20 protein-coding genes are annotated in these 20014 nt (G+C 69.4%); 19 read left to right on the top strand and 1 reads right to left on the bottom strand.

Annotated features, from left to right (window positions below; genetic code table 11):
* Positions 1-7 precede the first annotated feature (7 nt).
* Positions 8-1228 carry a sensor histidine kinase gene (locus FVO59_RS01550; protein WP_182253973.1) on the top strand — a complete coding sequence of 407 codons (1221 nt, stop codon included), beginning with the start codon at positions 8-10 and terminating at the stop codon, positions 1226-1228.
* Positions 1225-1908 carry a response regulator gene (locus FVO59_RS01545; RefSeq protein WP_182253970.1) on the top strand — a complete coding sequence of 228 codons (684 nt, stop codon included), beginning with the start codon at positions 1225-1227 and terminating at the stop codon, positions 1906-1908. The genes FVO59_RS01550 and FVO59_RS01545 overlap by 4 nt, the downstream gene beginning before the upstream one ends.
* A 76-nt stretch (positions 1909-1984) precedes the next feature.
* Here the strand turns inward: FVO59_RS01545 and FVO59_RS01540 are convergent, their stop codons facing one another.
* Positions 1985-2497: a DNA modification methylase gene (locus FVO59_RS01540; RefSeq protein WP_182253968.1), complete on the bottom strand. Its 513-nt coding sequence runs from the start codon at positions 2495-2497 to the stop codon at positions 1985-1987.
* Between the two features lie 149 nt (positions 2498-2646).
* Here FVO59_RS01540 and FVO59_RS01535 point away from each other — a divergent pair, with 149 nt between their 5' ends.
* From FVO59_RS01535 to FVO59_RS01455, 17 genes are all read left to right on the top strand, one after another.
* Complete coding sequence (locus FVO59_RS01535) at positions 2647-3129, top strand: CarD family transcriptional regulator (protein ID WP_071640539.1); 483 nt, start codon at positions 2647-2649, stop codon at positions 3127-3129.
* 108 nt (positions 3130-3237) lie between these two features.
* The gene (ispD, locus tag FVO59_RS01530) at positions 3238-4410 is read left to right on the top strand and encodes a 2-C-methyl-D-erythritol 4-phosphate cytidylyltransferase (RefSeq protein ID WP_259363358.1); all 1173 of its coding nucleotides are present in this window, start codon (positions 3238-3240) and stop codon (positions 4408-4410) included.
* Between the two features lie 52 nt (positions 4411-4462).
* Positions 4463-5896, top strand: coding sequence for a cysteine--tRNA ligase (gene cysS / locus FVO59_RS01525; protein WP_182253964.1), 1434 nt, complete (start codon positions 4463-4465; stop codon positions 5894-5896).
* The gene (gene rlmB / locus FVO59_RS01520; protein ID WP_182253962.1) at positions 5889-6890 is read left to right on the top strand and encodes a 23S rRNA (guanosine(2251)-2'-O)-methyltransferase RlmB; all 1002 of its coding nucleotides are present in this window, start codon (positions 5889-5891) and stop codon (positions 6888-6890) included. Before cysS ends, rlmB begins: the two co-directional genes overlap by 8 nt.
* Positions 6891-6950: 60 nt before the next feature.
* Positions 6951-7592: an NAD(P)-dependent oxidoreductase gene (locus tag FVO59_RS01515; RefSeq protein ID WP_182253960.1), complete on the top strand. Its 642-nt coding sequence runs from the start codon at positions 6951-6953 to the stop codon at positions 7590-7592.
* 235 nt (positions 7593-7827) lie between these two features.
* Positions 7828-10089, top strand: coding sequence for a VaFE repeat-containing surface-anchored protein (locus FVO59_RS01510; RefSeq protein WP_182253958.1), 2262 nt, complete (start codon positions 7828-7830; stop codon positions 10087-10089).
* A 219-nt stretch (positions 10090-10308) separates the two neighbouring features.
* Positions 10309-11352 carry an ABC transporter substrate-binding protein gene (locus FVO59_RS01505; protein WP_182253956.1) on the top strand — a complete coding sequence of 348 codons (1044 nt, stop codon included), beginning with the start codon at positions 10309-10311 and terminating at the stop codon, positions 11350-11352.
* 83 nt (positions 11353-11435) lie between these two features.
* Positions 11436-12167 carry an amidohydrolase family protein gene (locus tag FVO59_RS01500; protein WP_182253954.1) on the top strand — a complete coding sequence of 244 codons (732 nt, stop codon included), beginning with the start codon at positions 11436-11438 and terminating at the stop codon, positions 12165-12167.
* Positions 12164-12961 carry an ABC transporter ATP-binding protein gene (locus tag FVO59_RS01495; RefSeq protein WP_182253952.1) on the top strand — a complete coding sequence of 266 codons (798 nt, stop codon included), beginning with the start codon at positions 12164-12166 and terminating at the stop codon, positions 12959-12961. Before FVO59_RS01500 ends, FVO59_RS01495 begins: the two co-directional genes overlap by 4 nt.
* Positions 12954-13724: an ABC transporter permease gene (locus FVO59_RS01490; protein WP_182253950.1), complete on the top strand. Its 771-nt coding sequence runs from the start codon at positions 12954-12956 to the stop codon at positions 13722-13724. Before FVO59_RS01495 ends, FVO59_RS01490 begins: the two co-directional genes overlap by 8 nt.
* A complete protein-coding gene (locus FVO59_RS01485; protein ID WP_182253948.1) occupies positions 13721-14512 on the top strand; it encodes an ABC transporter permease in 792 nt (263 codons plus the stop codon). Before FVO59_RS01490 ends, FVO59_RS01485 begins: the two co-directional genes overlap by 4 nt.
* The gene (locus FVO59_RS01480) at positions 14509-15900 is read left to right on the top strand and encodes an amidohydrolase family protein (protein WP_182253946.1); all 1392 of its coding nucleotides are present in this window, start codon (positions 14509-14511) and stop codon (positions 15898-15900) included. The genes FVO59_RS01485 and FVO59_RS01480 overlap by 4 nt, the downstream gene beginning before the upstream one ends.
* Positions 15897-16763: an SMP-30/gluconolactonase/LRE family protein gene (locus FVO59_RS01475; RefSeq protein ID WP_182253944.1), complete on the top strand. Its 867-nt coding sequence runs from the start codon at positions 15897-15899 to the stop codon at positions 16761-16763. The genes FVO59_RS01480 and FVO59_RS01475 overlap by 4 nt, the downstream gene beginning before the upstream one ends.
* Positions 16760-17260, top strand: a complete 501-nt coding sequence (locus FVO59_RS01470) for a VOC family protein (RefSeq protein WP_182253942.1) — start codon at positions 16760-16762, stop codon at positions 17258-17260. Before FVO59_RS01475 ends, FVO59_RS01470 begins: the two co-directional genes overlap by 4 nt.
* 41 nt (positions 17261-17301) lie before the next feature.
* Positions 17302-18237, top strand: coding sequence for a thiamine pyrophosphate-dependent dehydrogenase E1 component subunit alpha (locus tag FVO59_RS01465; RefSeq protein ID WP_220465689.1), 936 nt, complete (start codon positions 17302-17304; stop codon positions 18235-18237).
* Positions 18238-18239: 2 nt separating this feature from the next.
* Positions 18240-19250 (top strand): alpha-ketoacid dehydrogenase subunit beta, encoded by a 1011-nt coding sequence (locus FVO59_RS01460; RefSeq protein WP_182253938.1) that lies wholly within the window; start codon positions 18240-18242, stop codon positions 19248-19250.
* Entirely contained in the window at positions 19247-19978 is a 732-nt protein-coding gene (locus FVO59_RS01455) for an SDR family NAD(P)-dependent oxidoreductase (RefSeq protein ID WP_182253936.1), read from the top strand. Before FVO59_RS01460 ends, FVO59_RS01455 begins: the two co-directional genes overlap by 4 nt.
* Positions 19979-20014 lie beyond the last annotated feature (36 nt).

The following is a 20014-nucleotide window of genomic DNA, read 5'->3' as shown; positions in this document are numbered from 1 at the left end:
TGGAGGCATGGATTCCGCTCAGCTGGCGCTGTTCGCCCTCGCCGTCGGCGCGCTGATCGGAGCCGGTGCCGTGCTGCTCGTCGGCTGGGCGTATCGGGTGCGTGCGATCGCGCTGCAGGAGACGTCGACGGCGATCCCCGCGGGCATCGGCGACGTGCTGGCCAGCATGGACGATGCCGCCTGCGTGCTCGACGCATCGGGCCTCGTGGTGGCCACCTCGAATGCGGCGGCCCGCTTCGGCATCCGCGAGGGAGCTGTTCTCGAGAACGGCGATCTGCGACGGCTCGTCAGGGGGGTGCGCAGCAGCGGCGCCAGCGCGACCGAGACGATGCGGCTCACGGGAGGCGCGTCGCTCGACCCGCGCCTCGTCTCTGCGCGTGCGAGCTCGGTCGGCCCGCAGCTGACGCTGCTGATCATCCGCGATGTCACAGAGCGGGAGCGCCTCGATCAGATGCGCACCGACTTCGTCTCCAACACGAGTCACGAGCTGAAGACCCCCGTGGCGTCGGTCAGCCTGCTCGCCGAGGCGATCGAGTCGGCCGCCGATGACGCCGAGCAGGTGCGCATCTTCGCCGCCCGGATCTCGGCCGAGGCATCCCGTCTGGGGCAGCTCACCGGGCGCATCCTCAGCCTGTCGCGACTGCAGGCCGCCGAGAGCCTCTCCCAGGTCGAGCCGGTCGCGATCGACGAGGTGGTCGCGGCGTCCATCGAGGCGCACTCGGTGCAGGCCGATTCGGCCGGGGTCGAGCTCAGCCGCGGCGGAGAGCGGGGTGTCTGGGTGCGCGGCGATGCCCAGGTGCTCATCGAGGCGGTCGGCAACCTCATCGCGAACGCGATCGTCTACTCGCCGAGCGGCTCGCGCGTGGGCGTCGGGGTGAAGGCGGATGGTGACGTCGTCGAGATCGCGGTGACCGATCAGGGCATCGGGATCTCGGATGCCGATCGCGAGCGCATCTTCGAACGGTTCTACCGTGCCGACGAGGCGCGCTCACGCCGCACCGGCGGGACGGGACTGGGCCTGTCGATCGTGAAGCACGCGACGCAGCGCCACGGCGGCGAGGTGCGCGTGTGGTCGCGCCCCGGCCGAGGCTCGACGTTCACCATCCGCCTGCCGCGTGCAGAGGCTCCGGAGAGCGTCGGCGCGAAGAAGACCAAGAAGAAGACCAAGAAGAAGCGCACGAACGCGGATACCCGCGCGCGCGACGCTCGAAACGGAGAGTTCGCATGACCCGCATCCTGCTCGTCGAGGATGAGCCAGATCTGGCCGACCCGCTCGCCTACCTTCTGCGACGCGAGGGCTATGAGGTCGAGATCTGCGAGGACGGCCCCGGTGCGCTCACAGCGTTCCGCGAGCGCGGGGCCGACATCATCCTGCTCGACCTCATGCTGCCCGGCATGGCCGGGACCGAGGTGTGCCGTCAGGTGCGGCAGACCTCGAGCGTGCCGATCATCATGCTGACCGCGAAGGACTCCGAGGTCGACATCGTGGTGGGGCTCGAGCTCGGCGCCGACGACTACATCACCAAGCCGTACTCGTCGCGAGAGCTGCTGGCGCGCATGCGCGCTGTGCTGCGCCGGGTCGTGCAGGCGGAGGCCGAAGTCGACGAGCGCGTCCTGGAGGGCGGCCGGGTCGTCCTCGACATCGACAGGCACACGGTCGCCGTCGACGGCACCGAGATCAACATGCCTCTGAAGGAGTTCGAGCTGCTCGAGGTGCTCATGCGCAACGCCGGGCGGGTTCTCACCCGCGGTCAGCTGATCGACCGCGTGTGGGGCAGCGACTACTTCGGAGACACGAAGACGCTCGACGTGCACATCAAGCGCATCCGCTCGCGCATCGAGCAGAACCCGGGCGACCCGGTGATGCTCGTCACCGTTCGTGGGCTCGGCTACCGCTTCGAGGGCTGATCATCCCGGGATGCGAAGAGGCCGGCTCCCGTGGGGGGAGCCGGCCTCTTCGCTGCAGCGGCTGGTGCCGCAGACGTCAGGATGCGGCGTCGAGCGGCTCCGCGGCCGGCACGAGGTCGGCGTACTGGGGGAGCGAGCCGTCGAGAACGGGCACCTGGGCGGGCACGGCCTCGCCGTCGCCGGAGATGACGAGCACCTCCACGGTGGCACCGGGCTTGACGCCGAGGTTCTCGATGCGCAGCGGCATCTCTTCGGCGCCGAGGCTCACGCGCTCCGCGCTGGGGACGCGCAGGGTGAGCTGTTCGTCGGCGACGTCGATGTCGACCGTCGTGGTCTTGTCGCCCTCGTTGATGAAGGCGCCGACCAGGCTGCCGATCTCGCCGTCCTCGGTGGTGACGATGAAGACGTTGCGCGCGATGACGTCTCCGCCGGTCTCGTCGATGGGGACGCCGTCGGAAGCAGGGTAGGGGTTCGTCGTCGCCTGGTGCGTGATGAAGGTGCATCCGGTCGTGCCGAGTGCGAGCGCCGAGCCCAGGGCGATGGCGGCGACGAGACGCGGAGCGATGGACGCAGCAGAGCGCGAGTTCACGGATCCTCCTGAGGTGCGACGGGTGTCCTGGTTCAGTCTAGTGGGTAGGGGGCCGGGAACGACGACGACGAGGCCGCAGGGAGACCGGCGGCGAACCTTACTGCATAACTGCTGTGGTATCCTGGAGATTGCCGAAAGGACACGTTTTTATGCTTTTTGAGGTTGGCGAAACCGTCGTCTATCCGCACCACGGAGCCGCGACGATCATCGAGGTCAAGGACCGCGTGATCAAGGGGGAGACCAAGAAGTACCTGAAGCTCAACGTCACGCAGGGCGATCTCATCATCGAGGTTCCTGCGGAGAATGTCGACCTGGTCGGCGTTCGCGACGTGATCGGCAAGGAGGGTCTTGAGAACGTCTTCGAGGTGCTGCGCGCCCCGTTCACCGAGGAGCCCACCAACTGGTCGCGCCGCTACAAGGCGAACCTGGAGAAGCTCGCCTCGGGTGACGTGATCAAGGTGAGCGAGGTCGTGCGCGACCTGTGGCGCCGCGATCAGGACCGCGGACTCTCCGCGGGTGAGAAGCGGATGCTCGCCAAGGCCCGCCAGATCCTCGTGTCGGAGCTCGCTCTGGCCGAGAAGATCGACGAGGACAAGGCGGGCGCGCTGCTCGACGAGGTCCTCGCCTCCTGACGAGCGCGTCATACGACCGGAATTCGAAGAGGGCGGATGCCATGGGCATCCGCCCTCTTCGCGTCCGCGCCCTCTTCGGGGCGTGCGCGCGCACGATACCGTGTCAGCGTGACTGAAGTCCCCGAGCGCTCCGCCGTCATCATCGTCGCCGCCGGCTCCGGCACGCGTCTGGGAGCCGCTGCTCCCAAGGCGTTCGTCGAGCTGGCCGGTCGCACCCTGCTGCGCCACGCCCTCGAAGGAGTGCACGCGGCGGGGGCGATGCAGGTGATCGCGGTCGTCCCGGCCGGTCTCGAGCAGGAGGCCGAGGCCGAGCTTCGAGCCGCAGCACCGGCCGACCGCGATCCGGGAACGGTCGTCGTCGGCGGTGCCACCCGTCAGCAGTCGGTTGCGGCCGGGCTGGATGCCCTGGGTGACGACGTGCGCATCGTGCTCGTGCACGATGCGGCGCGGGCGCTCACGCCTCCGGCGCAGATCGCCGCGGTCGCCTCGGCCGTGACCGGAGATGCAGGCGTCATCCCCGCCCTTCCGGTCGTCGACACGCTCAAGCGCGTCGACGGCGACCTGGTCACAGGGCCCGTCGATCGCTCCGTGCTCGCCGCCGCCCAGACTCCGCAGGGCTTCCCCCGGACCGCGCTTCAGGGTGCGTACGTCGCGGCCCTGGCATCCGGAGAGGAGCACACCGACGACGCGGCGCTCTTCGCCGCCGCGGGCGGGGTCGTCCGCCGCATCGCCGGATCGGAGCGCGCCTTCAAGATCACCACCCTGGCCGACCTCGAGCGGGCACGGATGCTGCTCGCCGACCGGCCCGCGCTGCCGCGCATAGGCGTGGGAACGGATGTGCACGCCTTCGGCGGCGAAGGCACTCTGTGGCTCGCCGGTCTGGAGTGGCCGGGCGAGCAGCCCCTGTCCGGTCACTCGGACGGCGACGCCGTCGCCCACGCCATCGTCGACGCGCTGCTGGGCGCGGCGGGACTCGGTGACATCGGCGAGCATTTCGGCACGGCGCATCCCGAGTACGCCGGCGCGCACGCAGACGTCTTCCTCGGCCGCACCGCCGAGCTGCTCGCAGAAGCGGGATTCGCGATCGGCAACGTGTCGGTGCAGTTCCAGGGGAACCGCCCGCGGTTCAGCGCCCGCCGCGCGGAGGCCGAGCAGGCCCTCTCGTCCGCGCTCGGCGGCGCCCCCGTCACAGTCTCGGCGACGACCACCGACGGGCTCGGCTTCCCCGGCCGCGGCGAGGGAATCGCGGTGACCGCGGTGGCGCTGGTGCTCCAGGTCTGAGCGACGGGGCGACGCCCAGGCGGGCGCTGCGCCGCCCCGGTAGTCTTGTGCGGTGACGATCCGCCTGTACGACACCCGCGCGCAGCAGCTGCGCGACTTCGTTCCGCTCGACCCCTCGAACGTGACGATGTACGTGTGCGGACCCACCGTGCAGTCCGGTCCTCACATCGGACACGTCCGCGCTGCGCTGAGCTTCGATCTGCTGCGGCGGTGGCTCGAGTACCGGTTCGGGCGCGTCACCTTCGTGCGCAACGTCACCGACATCGACGACAAGGTGCTGGCCAACGCGACCGACACCGAGCCCTGGTGGGCCCTCGCCTACCGCATGGAGCAGGAGTTCTCGCAGGCGTATGCCGCAGTGGGCATCCTCGCACCGACGTACGAGCCCCGGGCGACGGGCTTCATCCCGCAGATGCACGAGCTGATCGCCACGCTCATCGAGCGCGGACACGCGTACGTCGCTCCCGACGCCTCGGGAGACGTCTACTTCGACGTGCGCTCCTGGCCGGAGTACGGCTCGCTCACTCGGCAGTCGGTGGATGCCATGGAGGCGGCGGCCGACGCCGACCCGCGCGGCAAGCGCAATTCGCAGGACTTCGCGCTCTGGAAGGGCGCGAAGGTCGACGAGCAGCGGGATGCCGTGTGGGACTCGCCCTGGGGGCGAGGACGCCCCGGATGGCACATCGAGTGCTCGGCGATGTCGAAGCGCTATCTCGGCGCCGAGTTCGACATCCACGGGGGAGGGCTCGATCTGCGCTTCCCGCATCATGAGAACGAGCTTGCGCAGTCGACCGCGGCCGGCGACGGATTCGCACGCTACTGGGTGCACAACGGTCTCGTGACTGTCGGCGGGCAGAAGATGTCGAAGTCGCTGGGCAACTTCACCCTCGCGAAGGACTTCCTCCAGGGCGTCGACCCGATGGTGGCGCGCTATGCGCTCGCCGCGGCCCACTACCGCTCGAGCCTCGACATCACGGCATCGACCCTCGCGGAGGCGGAGTCGGCGCTCGGGCGCGTCGACGCGTTCCGCTCGCGTGCGATGCGCGCGCTTGCGGGCGCCGGACAGCGCGGGCCCGTGTGGGCAGGAGACGATGCCCTCGCAGTCGCGCGTCGGGTGCCGCAGGACTTCGCTGCGGCCATGGATGACGACCTCGGCGTGCCTCAGGCGCTCGCTGTGCTGCACGAGACGGTGCGCGTCGGCAATGCGAAGGTCGATCAGGGCGATCTCGACGGCGTCGCGGCCGCGCTGTCGGCCGTGGAGTCGATGACGGACGTGCTCGGCATCGCAGGGCCGGCCGCGTCGTCGGCCGCAGACGGGACGGCATCCGCCCTCGACGCGCTCGTGCAGACGATGATCACCCAGCGAGCGCAGGCGCGCGCTGACAAGGACTGGGCCGCAGCCGATCGCATCCGCGATGCGATCAGCGCGGCGGGAATCACTCTGGAGGACACTCCGGACGGAACGCATTGGAGTATCGATGGCTAAGCCTGGCCGCCCCGGAGCGGGCAACAGCAAGAAGAAGGGTGCCAGCAAGGGCACCGGTGGACTGGGCCGCAAGGCGCTCGAGGGCCGCGGCCCGACCCCCAAGGCCGAGGACCGCAGCTGGCACGTCGCCGGCAAGCGCAAGGCGGCCCAGGAGCGCTATGCCGCGGCCGGAGGCAAGGGCCGGGTCGGGCAGAAGCCGCAGGGCCGCGACATGAACCGTCAGGCGCGCAGCAAGGCGACCGACGACACCGAGACCGTCACCGGTCGCAACTCGGTGCTCGAGGCCCTGCGCACGAAGATCCCGGCGACGACGTTCTACATCGCGCAGCGCGTCGAGATGGACGACCGCGTGAAGGAGATGCTCGCGATCGCCCGGCACCGGGAGATCCCCGTCCTCGAGGTCACCCGCCAGGAGCTCGATCGCATGGCGGGCTTCGACGGTGTGCACCAGGGCGTCGCGCTGAAGGTGCCGCCGTACGAGTACGCGCACCCGCAGGATCTTCTCGAGCAGGTGATCGATCGCGGGCAGACCCCGCTGTTCGTGGCCCTCGACGGGATCACCGATCCGCGCAACCTCGGCGCCATAATCCGATCGACCGCCGCCTTCGGCGGACACGGCATCATCCTGCCGCAGCGCCGGTCGGCGAGCGTCAACTCGGCCGCCTGGAAGACGAGCGCAGGAGCCGCCGCGCGCCTTCCCGTCGCGCTCGCCGCGAACCTGACCACGCTGCTCAAGGAGTTCAAGAAGCAGGGCGTGTTCGTGCTCGGTCTCGACGGCGGGGGAGATGTGGCGCTGCCGGCGCTCGAACTCGCCGACCGTCCCGTCGTGATTGTGGTCGGCTCGGAGGGCAAGGGTCTCTCGCGGCTGGTCACCGAGACGTGCGATCAGATCGTGTCGATCCCGATCTCGTCGGCCACCGAATCGCTGAACGCCGGCATCGCAGCATCCGTCGCGCTGTACCAGGTCGCGACCGTCCGTGCCGCTGCGGAATAAGCCGCGCACCCGCGCGACTTGTACCGGGCGTACTGCTCGCGCATCGGAAGGAACACACGGATGTCTCGCATCGTCGTCATCGGAGGAACCGGCTACGCCGGATCGCACATCGCTCGCGAGGCGGTGAGCCGAGGTCACGACGTGACGGTGGTCTCCCGTCGGGACCCGGACGCCCCAGTCGACGGCGTTCGGTACGTGCAGGGCTCGGTGCTCGATCTGGACGGCCTCGGCGATGCCTTCGACGGAGCGGATGCCGTCGTCTCGGCGCTCGCGCCCCGCGGCGACATGGAGAACGAGGTCATCGGTGCGCTGCGCGACCTGAGCGAGAGGCTCAGCGGCACGGGAGCCCGCCTGGGCGTCGTCGGCGGCGCCGGAGGCAGCCTGGTCGCACCGGGCGGGCCACGCCTGTTCGACCAGGGCTTCCCCGAGGAGTACAAGCACGAGGCGCAGGTCGGCATCGACTCGCTCGAGCTGCTGCAGCAGAGCGATGAGCGCCTCGACTGGTTCTTCATCCACCCCGCCGAGGTCTTCGGCCCGTGGGCCGAGGGCGAGCGCACCGGTCGGTACCGCGACGGCGGCGACGTGATCGTGCGCGACGCCGACGGAAACTCGACCATCTCGGGCGCCGACTTCGCCATCGCCGTCGTCGACGAGATCGAGGCGCCGAAGCACCGCCGCGGCCGGTTCACCGTCGGGTACTGATACCCGCACCAGGCTCGCGACGTGCGAGCTCGTCGCCCCAGTCGTACCGGTTCGGGTGAAACGGGACGCGGCGCCTCGCATTTGACCTCCTTAAGGGGGCCACGCGCGCTACCTGCGTTGCTCTCGCCGCGGTAGCGGTCCCAGAGTTACTGGGCGGAGGATGTCCGAATACTCCGTGTGCGTTGGTCCCTGGCCGAATGGTGCTCCGTGCGGCCGCGTCCCGTGGAGGGTCTGAGTGAGAGATACGAAGAAGCAGGTGTCCGGCCGGTGGGGTCGCGGTGCCGCGGCGCTGCTGCTCGCCGTCGCGGCGGTGATCCCGACGACGTTCGCCACGGCGGCGGCCGCTGATGAGATCGCGGTCGGCGACTCGGTGTGGGTCGGCTCGAAGGTCGGCTACTCCGGCGGAGGCTACCACTCCGTCTACCTCGAGGCGCCGTCAGACCCGAACAGCCCTGGCGCTGCCAGCTTCGGCGCGTACTGCATCGAGCAGCCGATCAGGGCCCGCACCAACACGCCGGGCGTCGTGGGCGACTACTCGAGCTACCTCGGCTCGAACCACTTCACCAGCCCTGCTGTGCAGGCCAAGGTCTTCTGGGTGCTCGCGCACTCGTACCCGGCCGTCAGCCTGGCGGACATGGCGGCCGCGGCCGGACTGGCGGATCTGACCCTCGAAGAGGCGACTCAGGCGGCGCAGTACGCGATCTGGCGGTACACCGACCTCGGCTTCGACGCGGACTGGTCCGGGTGGGTGTCGCCGAACGCGAGCGCCGCCTACTGGTACCTCGTCAACGGCGCGAATGCCGACACGGCGACCGCTCCGCCCGCGTCGGCGCCAATCGAGGTCTCCGTCTCCGCTCCGGCGGCGGCGGGAGAAGCCGGAACCCTGTATGGGCCGTTCACCGTGTCGACCAATCAGCCGACGGCCAGCGTCGTGTCCGATCCGGCCTACCCCATCACCGACGCGAGCGGTGACCCGGTCGACGTCGATGCGGTGGTCGACGGCCAGGAGCTCTACCTCGACCTCACCGGTGTCGCCGCAGCAGGCGCGGCGACGATCACGGCCACGGTCGACGGCGCCTCGGGCACGGGCTTCGTGATCACCACCCCGACCACGACCGGCGGCACGGCGACGCCGGAGTCGCACGCGCAGTCCCTCGTCCTCGTCGCCGCAGCGGGAGCCACCACCTCCGCCGAGGCCGAAGCCGCCTGGAGCGCTGCTCCCGTCCCGTCGATCGGCACCTCGTTGGTCGATGACGCGGACCAGGACCGTGTTCTGGCGTGGGATGGCGGCACGCTGGTCGACACGATCGCGTACGAGAACCTGACGCCGGGTGTCCAGTACACGGTGGCGGGGGAGCTGATGCTCAAGTCGGACGGATCGGCGACGGGGGTCACCGGTTCGACGACGTTCACGCCGTCGGAGGCGAACGGCACGGTGGAGGTGACGTTCACGGTTCCTACCGGTTTCGCCGGTGAGACGCTGGTGGCGTTCGAGTACCTCTACGAAGGTGCGGCGGCCGAGGGAGAGCCGGTGGCTGTGCACGCCGACATCGAGGACGCCGCGCAGACCGTCGTGGTCGAGGAGCAGCCCGCTGCTCCCGTCCCGTCGATCGGCACCTCGCTCGTCGATGACGCGGACCAGGACCGGGTTCTGGCGTGGGATGGCGGCACGCTGGTCGACACGATCGCGTACGAGAACCTGACGCCGGGTGCCGAGTACACGGTGGCGGGGGAGCTGATGCTCAAGTCGGACGGATCGGCGACGGGGGTCACCGGTTCGACGACGTTCACGCCGTCGGAGGCGAACGGCACGGTGGAGGTGACGTTCACGGTTCCGACCGGTTTCGCCGGTGAGACGCTGGTGGCGTTCGAGTACCTCTATGAAGGTGCGGCGGCCGAGGGAGAGCCGGTGGCCGTGCACGCCGACATCGAGGACGCCGCGCAGACCGTCGTGGTCGAGGAGCAGCCCGCTGCTCCCGTTCCCTCGATCGGCACCTCGTTGGTCGATGACGCGGACCAGGACCGGGTTCTGGCGTGGGATGGCGGCACGCTGGTCGACACGATCGCGTACGAGAACCTGACGCCGGGTGCCGAGTACACGGTGGCGGGGGAGCTGATGCTCAAGTCGGACGGATCGGCGACGGGGGTCACCGGTTCGACGACGTTCACGCCGTCGGAGGCGAACGGCACGGTGGAGGTGACGTTCACGGTTCCGACCGGTTTCGCCGGTGAGACGCTGGTGGCGTTCGAGTACCTCTATGAAGGTGCGGCGGCCGAGGGAGAGCCGGTGGCCGTGCACGCCGACATCGAGGACGCCGCGCAGACCGTCGTGGTCGAGGAGCAGCCCGCTGCTCCCGCCGGCCCTGGCGATGACGGCGGAGAGCTCGCAGTCACCGGCGGGGCGCTGCCGATCGGGCTGACCGCCCTCGGCGCACTCGCCCTGATCGCCGGCATCGTGCTGGTGACGACACGTCGCAGGGAGAGCACGCTCCTCTGACAGGCTGAAGGAGATCGGGCGGCGGAGACATCCGCCGCCCGATCTTTCATGTGCGCCCGGGGCGCTGACACACTGTCACCCGCCTCGGTCGATCGATGACAGCTTGGGAATTGAGCCCGAGCCCCGTTCCGCGGAATCCTGAATCCAGTCGCAGCGCCGAGACTTCTGCTCCCGAGCGCTCATCGGCACAACGGAGTCCCTACCCATTAAGGAACGGCCATGACGGTTCAACGGAGAAACGGTTTCCTGGCGAAGAGCCTGCAGGCGGGTGCGGTGGCGATGGCGCTCGCACTGGGCCTGAGCGCGTGCGCGAACGGCGCGCCCGCCGACGGTGACGGAGACCTGCAGAGAGTCGACTACCAGCTCGGCTGGCTCAAGCTCACCCAGTTCGGAGGCTTCTTCGCCGCAGACGAGCAGGGCTTCTACGAAGAGGAGGGCATCGACGCGGAGTTCACGGCCGGTGGCTCCAACATCCTCTCCTGGCAGCAGGTCGTCACGGGCAAGGCGCTCGTCGGCGACGAGGACAACACCAACGCGCTCGTCGCCATCGAGGATGGACAGCCCCTCGTCGTCATCGGCACGGTGTTCCAGACCTCGCCGTTCTCGATCATCAGCCTCGCCGACGACCCGATCGAGTCGATCGACGACTTCCGTGGTCGCACCATCGCGGTCTCCGACGCCTCCCTCGCGCAGTTCAAGGCGTTGACGTCCGCGGCCGGCATCGCCGAGGACGAGGTCGAGTTCGTCTCGGCAGGCACCGACCCGTCGCAGCTGACGACGAAGCAGGTGAGCGGCTACGCGGGCTACGCCACCTCCCAGGGCGCGTCTCTCGAGCTGCAGGGAGTGAAGACGCACACGCTGCTTCTCGAGGATCTCGGTGTGCCGAGCTACGGCAACGTGATCGTGACCACCAAGGACAACCTCAACAGGCATCGCGAAGAGATCGTCGATTTCATGCGGGCCAGCGTGAAGGGGTTCGAGTACATGAACGCGAACCCCGACGACGTCGCCGACCTGGTCGTGAACAAGATCAACCCGGCCGGTGGGCTCGACTCCGACACCGAGAAGGAGACCGCCAGGATCCAGCGCGATCTGATCGAGTCGCCGACCGGAGTGCTGCGTGTCGACGTCGAGAAGATGCAGGCGATCATCGACGCCCTCGTCGACGCCGGGACGCTGACGTCGACCATCGACGCGAAGACGGTCGTCGACACCTCCGTGCTCGACGACGTGTACGGCGACAAGACCAGCCTGCTCGAGTAGCAGGCGCAGAGCCCCGCTGCCGACCACCGGATGCGGGCGCCGCCTCCGCATCCGCCAGACCCGCAGCCCGACAAGGAGCAACCGTGATCATCGACGCCTACAACAACACCTGGAAGGCCGGAGGCACCTCCGACTACCTCACTGCGGAGTCCTACACGCCAGAGACCATGATCCAGCACATGGATCAGGCAGGCGTCGACATGGCGGTCGGATGCTCGCTCGGTCAGATGATCGACAACGACTTCATCGCCGAGACCGTGGAGAGATCGCAGGGGCGGATCATCGGCTTCGGACAGGCGGATCCCCGAAAGCTCGACGCCGTGGAGACGGTCACCACGGTGGCGCGCCTCGGCCTGAAGGGTCTCAAGCTGCATCCCACGATGCATGGGTATCACTTCGCAGACCACGGTCTGCTCGACCCGATCTTCCGTGCCGCAGCCGACAACGGGCTCACGATCCTGGTCAACGCCCTGGACGACCCGTTCTGCGCGCCGTTGTCGATCGAGGAGATCGCGAAGGGGTTCCCCGAGGTTCCGGTGCTCATCGCCCACATGGGCACGGTCTGGAACGTGACCGAGGCGATGATCGTCGCCGAGCGCAACGATAACGTGTACCTGGAGACCTCCGGGACCCAGCTCATCGAGGTGCAGATGGCGTATCGCCGTCTGGGCGCCGAGAAGCTGGTGATGGGGACCGACTGGCCGGGCAACCACTTCGATCTCGAACGCGCCAAGATCGCGCGTGCGGTCCCTGACCAGGATGACCGCGCGGCGGTCGAGGGACTGAACCTCGCTCGCATCCTGGGCATCCGATGAGCGCCGGCGCCGTGGCCGACGGCATCCGCCTCGAAGGAGTCGGGCTCGACTTCGACACGAAGGAGGGGGTGTTCGCCGCTCTCGAGGGCGTCACCTTCGACATCCCCGTCGGAGGATTCACCACCCTTCTCGGTCCATCGGGATGCGGCAAATCGACGCTGCTGCGAACCATCTCCGACATCCTGCAGCCGTCGCGAGGAACGCTCAGCCTGTTCGGTCGCACTCCGAGCCAGGCGCGTCAGAACGGCGACTTCGGCTTCGTCTTCCAGGATCCGGTGCTGCTGCCGTGGCTCGACTGCCTGTCGAACACCGCTCTGCCTCTGGATCTCGCCGGGGTCTCCAAGCGCGAGCGCACGGAGCGGGCCACGGAGATGCTCAGACTGGTGGGGCTCGAGGGGTTCGAGCGTCGGATGCCATCGCAGATCTCGGGCGGCATGGCGCGGCGCGTCGCGATCGCCCGCGCGCTCGTCCTCTCACCTCGCATCCTGTTCCTCGACGAGCCGTTCAACGGACTCGACGAGCTGCGGCGCCGGCAGATGAACGAAGAGCTGCAGAGGATCTGGCTGGAGTCCGGCACCACGGCGATCCTCGTCACGCACAACGTCAGCGAGGCCGTCTTCATGTCGGACCGCGTGCTCGTCATGGCCAGGAACCCGGGTCGCATCATCGCCGACGAGCGCATCGGGCTGCCTCGTCCGCGCACGCAGGAGCTGACCAGGTCGCCGGAGTTCCTGGCGTACGAGGACCGGCTCACCGCCCTGCTGACAGACGCCTACCGGGGTGTCGATGACTAGGTGGACGCGCGTGGGAGCGCCTGTGCTCTTCTACGCGGCTCTCATCGTCGCGTGGCAGATCGTGGGCAGCGGCGTCGAAGACCCGGCATCGCCCCTGATAGCGCCGACCGAGATACTGCAGACGATCTGGGACAGGCGCACTCCGCTGATGATCAACACCGCCACGACACTCGGCGAGACGGCGGCCGGTCTGGCCCTCGCGATCGTCGTCGCCGTGCTGCTGACGATCATCGTCGACCGCTTTCGCGTGGCAGGCGAAGGCGTCTACCGGCTCGCACTCATCGTGTACTCGGTGCCGCTGATCGCGCTGGCACCGGCGCTGGTCGCGGCTCTCGGGCTCGGCATCTGGAGCAAGATCTCGATCGCGATGCTGGGGGCGTATTTCCCCGTGCTCGTGAACCTCACCGGCGCGCTGCGCACGCAGGACCCGCGCGTGCTGGAGCTGGGCCGGGTGCTCAACCTCTCCTACTTCTCCACCCTGCTCCGGCTGCGCGCACCCGCGGTCGTGCCGGACTTCCTCGCATCGCTCAAGATCGCCGCCCCCGCGGCCTTCATCGCCGCGATCATCGCGGAGTGGATCGGTGCGGAATCGGGCCTGGGGCTCGCCATGATGCACGCGATGTTCGGGTACAAGATGGCCGACCTGTGGGCGATCCTCGTCATCGCCACCGCGGTCAACGGTCTGCTCGTCGTGCTGTTCGGTGTGATCGCGCGGTTCGCCACGCCCTGGCACGAGAGCGCGAAGCGGAGGGCCGAGGTATGACGCTCACCCGTGTCCTTGCGCTGCCGAGGCGCCCCCGCCGTCGTCTGGTCACACCCACGAGCGCACTGATCTCGCTCGGCGTCCTCGCCGCCGCGGTGGTCGTCTGGCAGCTGGCGGTCTGGATCTTCCGCATCCCGTCGTTCATCCTGCCTGCGCCGTCCGACATCGCCCTGCAGGCCGACTGGGGCACTGCACTGAGCGCTCTGGCTCAGACCGCGCTGTCGACCGCAGCCGGTTTCGTGGCGGGAAACATCGTCGGATACGTCGGCGCCCTGCTCATCTCGTCATCGCGGACGGTATCGAGCATCATCTTCCCTGGAGCGCTCGTCCTGCGATCCATCCCGGTCGTCGCGCTCGCTCCGTTCATCACGCTCGCGTTCGGCCGCGGCCCCGCGGCGACCGTCGTCGTGGCCGCCCTGATCGTCTTCTTCCCGACGCTGATCAACTCGCTGCAGGGCTTGAACTCGGTATCTGCGGAGTCGATGGAGCTGATGAAGGTGCTGAACGCGTCGCGTCTTCAGTCCTATGCGCGAGTGCGCATCCCGGCTTCCCTTCCGTCGTTCTTCAGCGCGCTGCGCATCGCTGCGCCGAACGCCGTGCTGGGTGTGATGACCGCCGAATGGATCGTCGGCGGCGGCCTCGGCCACCTGGTCATCACCTCGTGGCTCGCGCTGCAGATGCAGACCATGTGGTCGGCCGTCGTGCTCTCTGCGATCCTCGCGGCCGCGCTGTTCTCGATCGTGGCGGTGCTCGAGCGCACCGCGATCACCTGGGCGAGGACGACATGATCCGCGGATACCGGTGCGAGCGGCTGCTCCGCGACGCAGACGCCCAGGTGGAATCCGACCGCGGCCTGCTGGTGGAGGACGGCATCATCCTCGATGTGATCGCCGGCTCGGAGCTGGCCCGCGCGGTCGGCGCCGGCGACATCGAGCACCTGCCGGGGACGACGATGCCGGGGCTCGTGGACGCGCACACGCACCTTCGCAGCACGCCGGCCGTCGCTCAGGCCTCCCTCCCGGGGATGTCGTTCGAGCAGTGGGCCTACGCGCTCTCGGCGCTCACACCGCTGCCCGCGCTGGACGACGCGACCGTCGCTGCGGCGGAGCTGCTCCAAGCGGGGGCGACTGCCGCGCAGATCGTGCTGCACAGCTGGGGAGACGCGGATGCCCGCCTCGACGAGCTCGACGCCGCACTCCGCGCCCTCGGACGCACCGGGCTGCGTGCCGTGGTCGTGCTCGGCTTCACCGACCAGGCGGAGTACCTTCCGGTGACCGACGGCGATGACCAGGCCGGCATCCCGCTCCCCGAGCGCGGCATGGCCGTGGCGGACTGGCCGGAGCTGATCCGCGCAGCCCGTGTGCTCGTCGGCGAGGCGCAGTCGCGGGTGCGGCTCGCCATCGGCCCGGTGGCGCCGCAGTGGTGCTCGGAGGAGGGCCTGAGCGTGCTCGCCGCGCACAGGGGAGACCTGCGCGTTCACACGCACCTGCTCGAGAGCGCGGCGCAGCGCACCTGGCTGGGAGGCGAGGAGGATCCGCTCGCGCGGCTCCGGCGCTTCGGCCTGGTCGGTCCGTTCGCCTCGTACGCGCACGGCGTGCATCTGATGCCGGAGGAGATCGACGTGGTCGCCTCGGCAGGTGCGAGCCTGGTGCACTGTCCCGGATCGAATCGCCGGCTCGGCGTCGGCTCGGCGCCGGTCGGCGAATGGCTCAGGCGCGGCGTCCGCTCCGCGCTGGGAATGGACAGCCAGGTCGCCGACCGCCCCGATCTCTTCGCCGAGATCCGCGAGGCCGTGCGCACGAGCGCAGAGGCCGGCGACCCGATCGCCGCCGCCGATGCCATGCGCATGGCGACCAGGGGAGGCGCGGCAGCCATCGGCAGCCGCGGTGGTGCCATCGCACCTGGAGCCGACGCCGATTTCATCGTGGTCGATGCCGAGTGCGAAGGGGGTGCCCAGCAGATCCTCGATCAGGTGGTGGACGCGGCGCTCACTCGCACGGTCATCGCCGGCGAGACGCATCTCCCGGCGGGGGAGAACGACACAAGAGAGGTCGAGCGGATGCGCGAGCACCTCGATCTGGCCGTGGGGGCCGACGCGTCCGGGCGACAGGCCCGGATCCGAGCGCTGGCGGAGCCGCTTCGCCGGGTGCTCGAGCTGAGTTCGGAGGCGAGATGATCCGTTTGGAGGCGAGGCCGGTCTTCGAGGCCGGTGCGCTGCTGGGTGAAGGGCCGGTGTGGCACGGAGCCGGGCTGCTGTGGGTCGACATCCCCGACGGCAAGGTGATGCGCAGCCAGGATGGCCGTACGCGGACGATGAAGGTCTTCGGCTCTCCGGTCAGCGCCGTGCTTCCGCGGCGCCGCGGCGGCTACGTGGCCCTTCATGACCTCGACGTGGCCGTCCTCGACGCGGACTTCCATGAGCTGGGGCGCATCAGCGTGCTCCAGCGGGAGACGGGGCTGCGGCTCTCGGACGGTGCCGTCGGCCCCGGGGGCGAGCTCTGGTTCGGCAGCATGCGGCACGACCTCGCCGCCGGTGGCTCCCTCTTCCGGCTGCGAGCCGGCGAATCCGCGCCGACCGAGGTGCGTGCCGGGCTCGGGATGCCCAACGGCATGGCCTTCTCTCCGGATGGCCGATCGCTCTACCTCGTCGACAGCGTTCGTCGGGCGGTCACCGTCCTCGACTACGACCCCGAGACGCAGGACGTGTCGGGAGACCGGGTGCTCATCGAGGTGGACCCCGACCTGGGGACGCCCGACGGGATCGCCGTCGACGCCGGCGGTGGCATCTGGGTCGCGATGTGGGCGGGCGGTCGGCTGCGGCGGATCGAGCTCGACGGCACCTGGAGTCAGGAGATCCTCGTTCCCGCACGCAACGTGACCAGCTGCGCCTTCGGCGGTGCTGGGCTGCAGACGCTCTACATCACCACCGGCACCGTCGACCTCGGCGTCGAAGAGGCACGGCAGCAGCCGACGGCCGGATCCGTGTTCGGCATCTCGCTGCCGATCGGCGGGCTTCCGCAGGAGGAGACCGAACTATGACGACCGAATCCGTATCGCCTCGGCTGCACCCGCACGGCGGGCTGCTCGGCATCCGGGCGCAGCACCACACCGGCATCGTGACGGCCGACTTCGATGGCGACATCGACTTCTACCGGCGCACCCTCGGCTACGAGCTCGGCTTCAGCGTGCGCGGGATGGCCGACCAGTTCGCGCGCATGGTCGGCATCCCCGGCGTCTCGTGCGATCTCGCGCAGCTGTACAACCCGCGCACGCGAACCCGTATCGAGCTCATCCGCGCGCATGCCGTGCCTGACGACGCCGATCCGGCGGCGCCGGTGCACGTCGGCGTGGCCCACACCGCCTATCTCGTCGACGACATCGCGGCCGCCGCCGAGCTGATCCGTGACGAAGGCGGCCGGATGCTCGGGGAGATCGTCGAGTTCGACGAGGGCCCTGCCGCCTACTTCCGCACCGGCGGGGGAACCGTGATCGAGATCGAGCAACCGCACGAGCGGACCCCAGAGGGAGGAGAATGATGCCCTGCACGTCGACGGAGACGTATCGCCTGATGAGGTTGATGCGCGAGTTCGAGGAGGCCTGCGCCCGCGGAGTGGCCGAGCGGCACATCCACGGCGAAGTGCACCTCGCGATCGGCCAGGAGGCGATCGGCGCCGCGCTCGCCGGGGTGCTGCGTGACAGCGACGCCATGGTCAGCACGCACCGCAACCACCTGCATGCCATCGCCAAAGGCGTTCCGCTGCACCCGATGCTCGCCGAGATCTTCGAGCGCGCCACCGGGCTCTGCGGTGGTTTCGGCGGGCACATGCACCTGTTCGACCCGGCACGCCGGTTCTCGACGACCGGCATAGTGGGCGGTTCGCTCCCGGTCGCGCTCGGGCACGCATACGCGGCGAGGCTGCGGGGCGATGACGCGGTCGCCGTCGCGGTCGTCGGCGACGGGTCGGTGAACACGGGAGGGTTCGCGGAGAGCATGAACATGGCCGGGGCGATGAAGCTGCCGCTGGTGGTCGTCGTCGAGAACAACGAATGGGCGATATCCGTGCCGTTCAGCCAGGCGAGCGCTACCGCAACGATCGCCGAGCGGGCCGCCGCCTTCGGCGCACGCGGCGTCCGTGTCGACGGGCTCGACTACGAGCGGGTGCGCGAAGCGTTCATCGACGCGGTCGACTCGGCCCGCGCCGGGGGAGGGCCCGTCATCGTCGAGGCCACCTGCTACCGGTTCCGCGGCCACTACGAGGGCGACCTCGATCTGTACCGCGACCAGGGCGACAAGGAGAGCCGTCGAGAGCAGCGCGACCCGCTTGCGATGGCGCGCGCCGAGCTGCTGGAGAGCGGCGCGGCCGACGAGCCCGAACTCGCCCGCATCGATGAGGAGGTGCGCGCCGAGATCGGCGGCCTGGTACAGCGCGTGCTCGCCGATCCCTTCCCCGATCCGGAGACGGCCAGGCGGCACGTCTTTGCATCAGGACTCGATCTTCCGGCCGGAGTGTGAGCATGGACGCGATCAGACAGAACATCAACGTCTCGCAGGCGGTGGCCGAGGGCCTCCGGCTCGAGATGGAGGCCGACGAGCACGTGCTCGTCATCGGCGAGGACGTCGGCAGGCAAGGCGGGGTCTTCGGCAGCACCCGTGGACTGCAGAAGGCCTTCGGGGCCGAGCGGGTGCTCGACACCCCCATCTCCGAGATGGCCTTCACGGGCATGGCCGTCGGCCTGGCCATGGAGGGCTACCGGCCGGTGGTGGAGATCATGTTCGCCGACTTCATCGGCGTCTGCCTCGAGCAGGTTTTCAATGCCATAGCCAAGAACCCGTACATGTCGGGTGGTGCGACGCCGATGCCCATCGTTATCAAGACCGCGGGCGGCGCGATCGGATCGGCCGCTCAGCATTCCCAGACGCTGTGGGGGCTGTACGCCCATCTGCCCGGCCTCCGCGTGGTCGCTCCGTCGAGCCCGCACGACAGCAAGGGCATGATGGCGGCCGCTGTCCAGTCGCCCGACCCCGTGGTGTTCATCGAGCACAAGGGCCTCCTCCTCAAGAAGGCCTCGAGCTTCTCGCACGGCACCGACGTTCCGCGCGAGCGGTACACGGTTCCGCTCGACCGAGCGCACGTGGTGCGAGAGGGCCGCGATGTCACGATCGCCACGCTGAGCGCAAGCGTAGGCGACGCGCTCGACGCCGCGGAGGCGCTCGCCCTCGATGGCATCGACGTCGAAGTGCTCGATCTGCGCAGCGTCGTGCCGCTGGATTGGGACGGCATCACTGCATCGCTGCGCAAGACGAGGCGTCTGCTCGTCGTCGACGAGGACTATCTCGGGTTCGGGCTGAGCGGCGAGCTGATCACCGGCGCGATCGAGCGGCTTGGTCTGGATGGACTCGACAGCGTCAGCAGGCATGGCCTGGCCAATGTGCCCGTTCCGGCGTCGAAGACGCTCGAGCAGGCCGTGCTTCCGAGCGCTGCCAGCATCGCGCGCGCCGTCCGCGAGTCAGGGGCGGGACGATGAGCGCGCGGCGCGTCCTCGTCTTCGGCGGCACGGGATCGATCGGACTGGCGATCTGTCGTCGGCTGGCCGCCGACGGCGATGAGCTGGTCGTCGCCGATCTGGGAGACCGAGGCCACCTGATCTCGGACCTGCCGGGGGAGGGACACACGTTCGCGTCCTGCGACGTCGGCGATCTCGAGAGCGTCCGGGCCGTCGCCGCGGCCTGCACCGACATAACGGCCGTGGTGTCGGCCGTGGGGATCAACTACACGGGACCGGTGGCGGAGACCGACTGGTCGATGTACGAGCGGATGCAGCGCGTCAATCTGCAGGGCGCCTTCCACATCGCCGCGGCCTGCGAGGAGTCGTGCTCACCGGACGCGTATGTCTTCCTGGCATCCGTCGCCGGCTTGACGGGCGAGGCGGGCGGAGCGGTGTACTGCTCGACGAAGTTCGGGCTGATCGGCTTCGTGCAGTCGTTCGCGGCTGAGATCGCAGCGCGCGGGGCTCGGGCGAACACCGTCTGTCCCGGGAACGTCGACTCACCGCTGCTGCGCGATCTCGCGGCGGCGGTCGCCGAGAGGGAGGGGACCTCCGCAGAAGCGATGCTCGACCGGTTCGCCGGAGACTCGGCCTTCCGTCGACTGATCACGGTGGACGAGGTCGCCGAGGCCGTCGCCTTCCTCGCCTCCCGCCGATCCAGCGGCATCAGCGGGCAGTCGCTCGTCGTCGACGGCGCACCGAACTAGCCCCGCGCAGCCCAACCCCGAACCGCGGCTCCGCGA

This window comes from Microbacterium esteraromaticum, from assembly GCF_014084045.1.
Lineage (GTDB): Bacteria > Actinomycetota > Actinomycetes > Actinomycetales > Microbacteriaceae > Microbacterium > Microbacterium esteraromaticum_D.
This window is presented reverse-complemented; position numbering and strand designations above follow the sequence as displayed.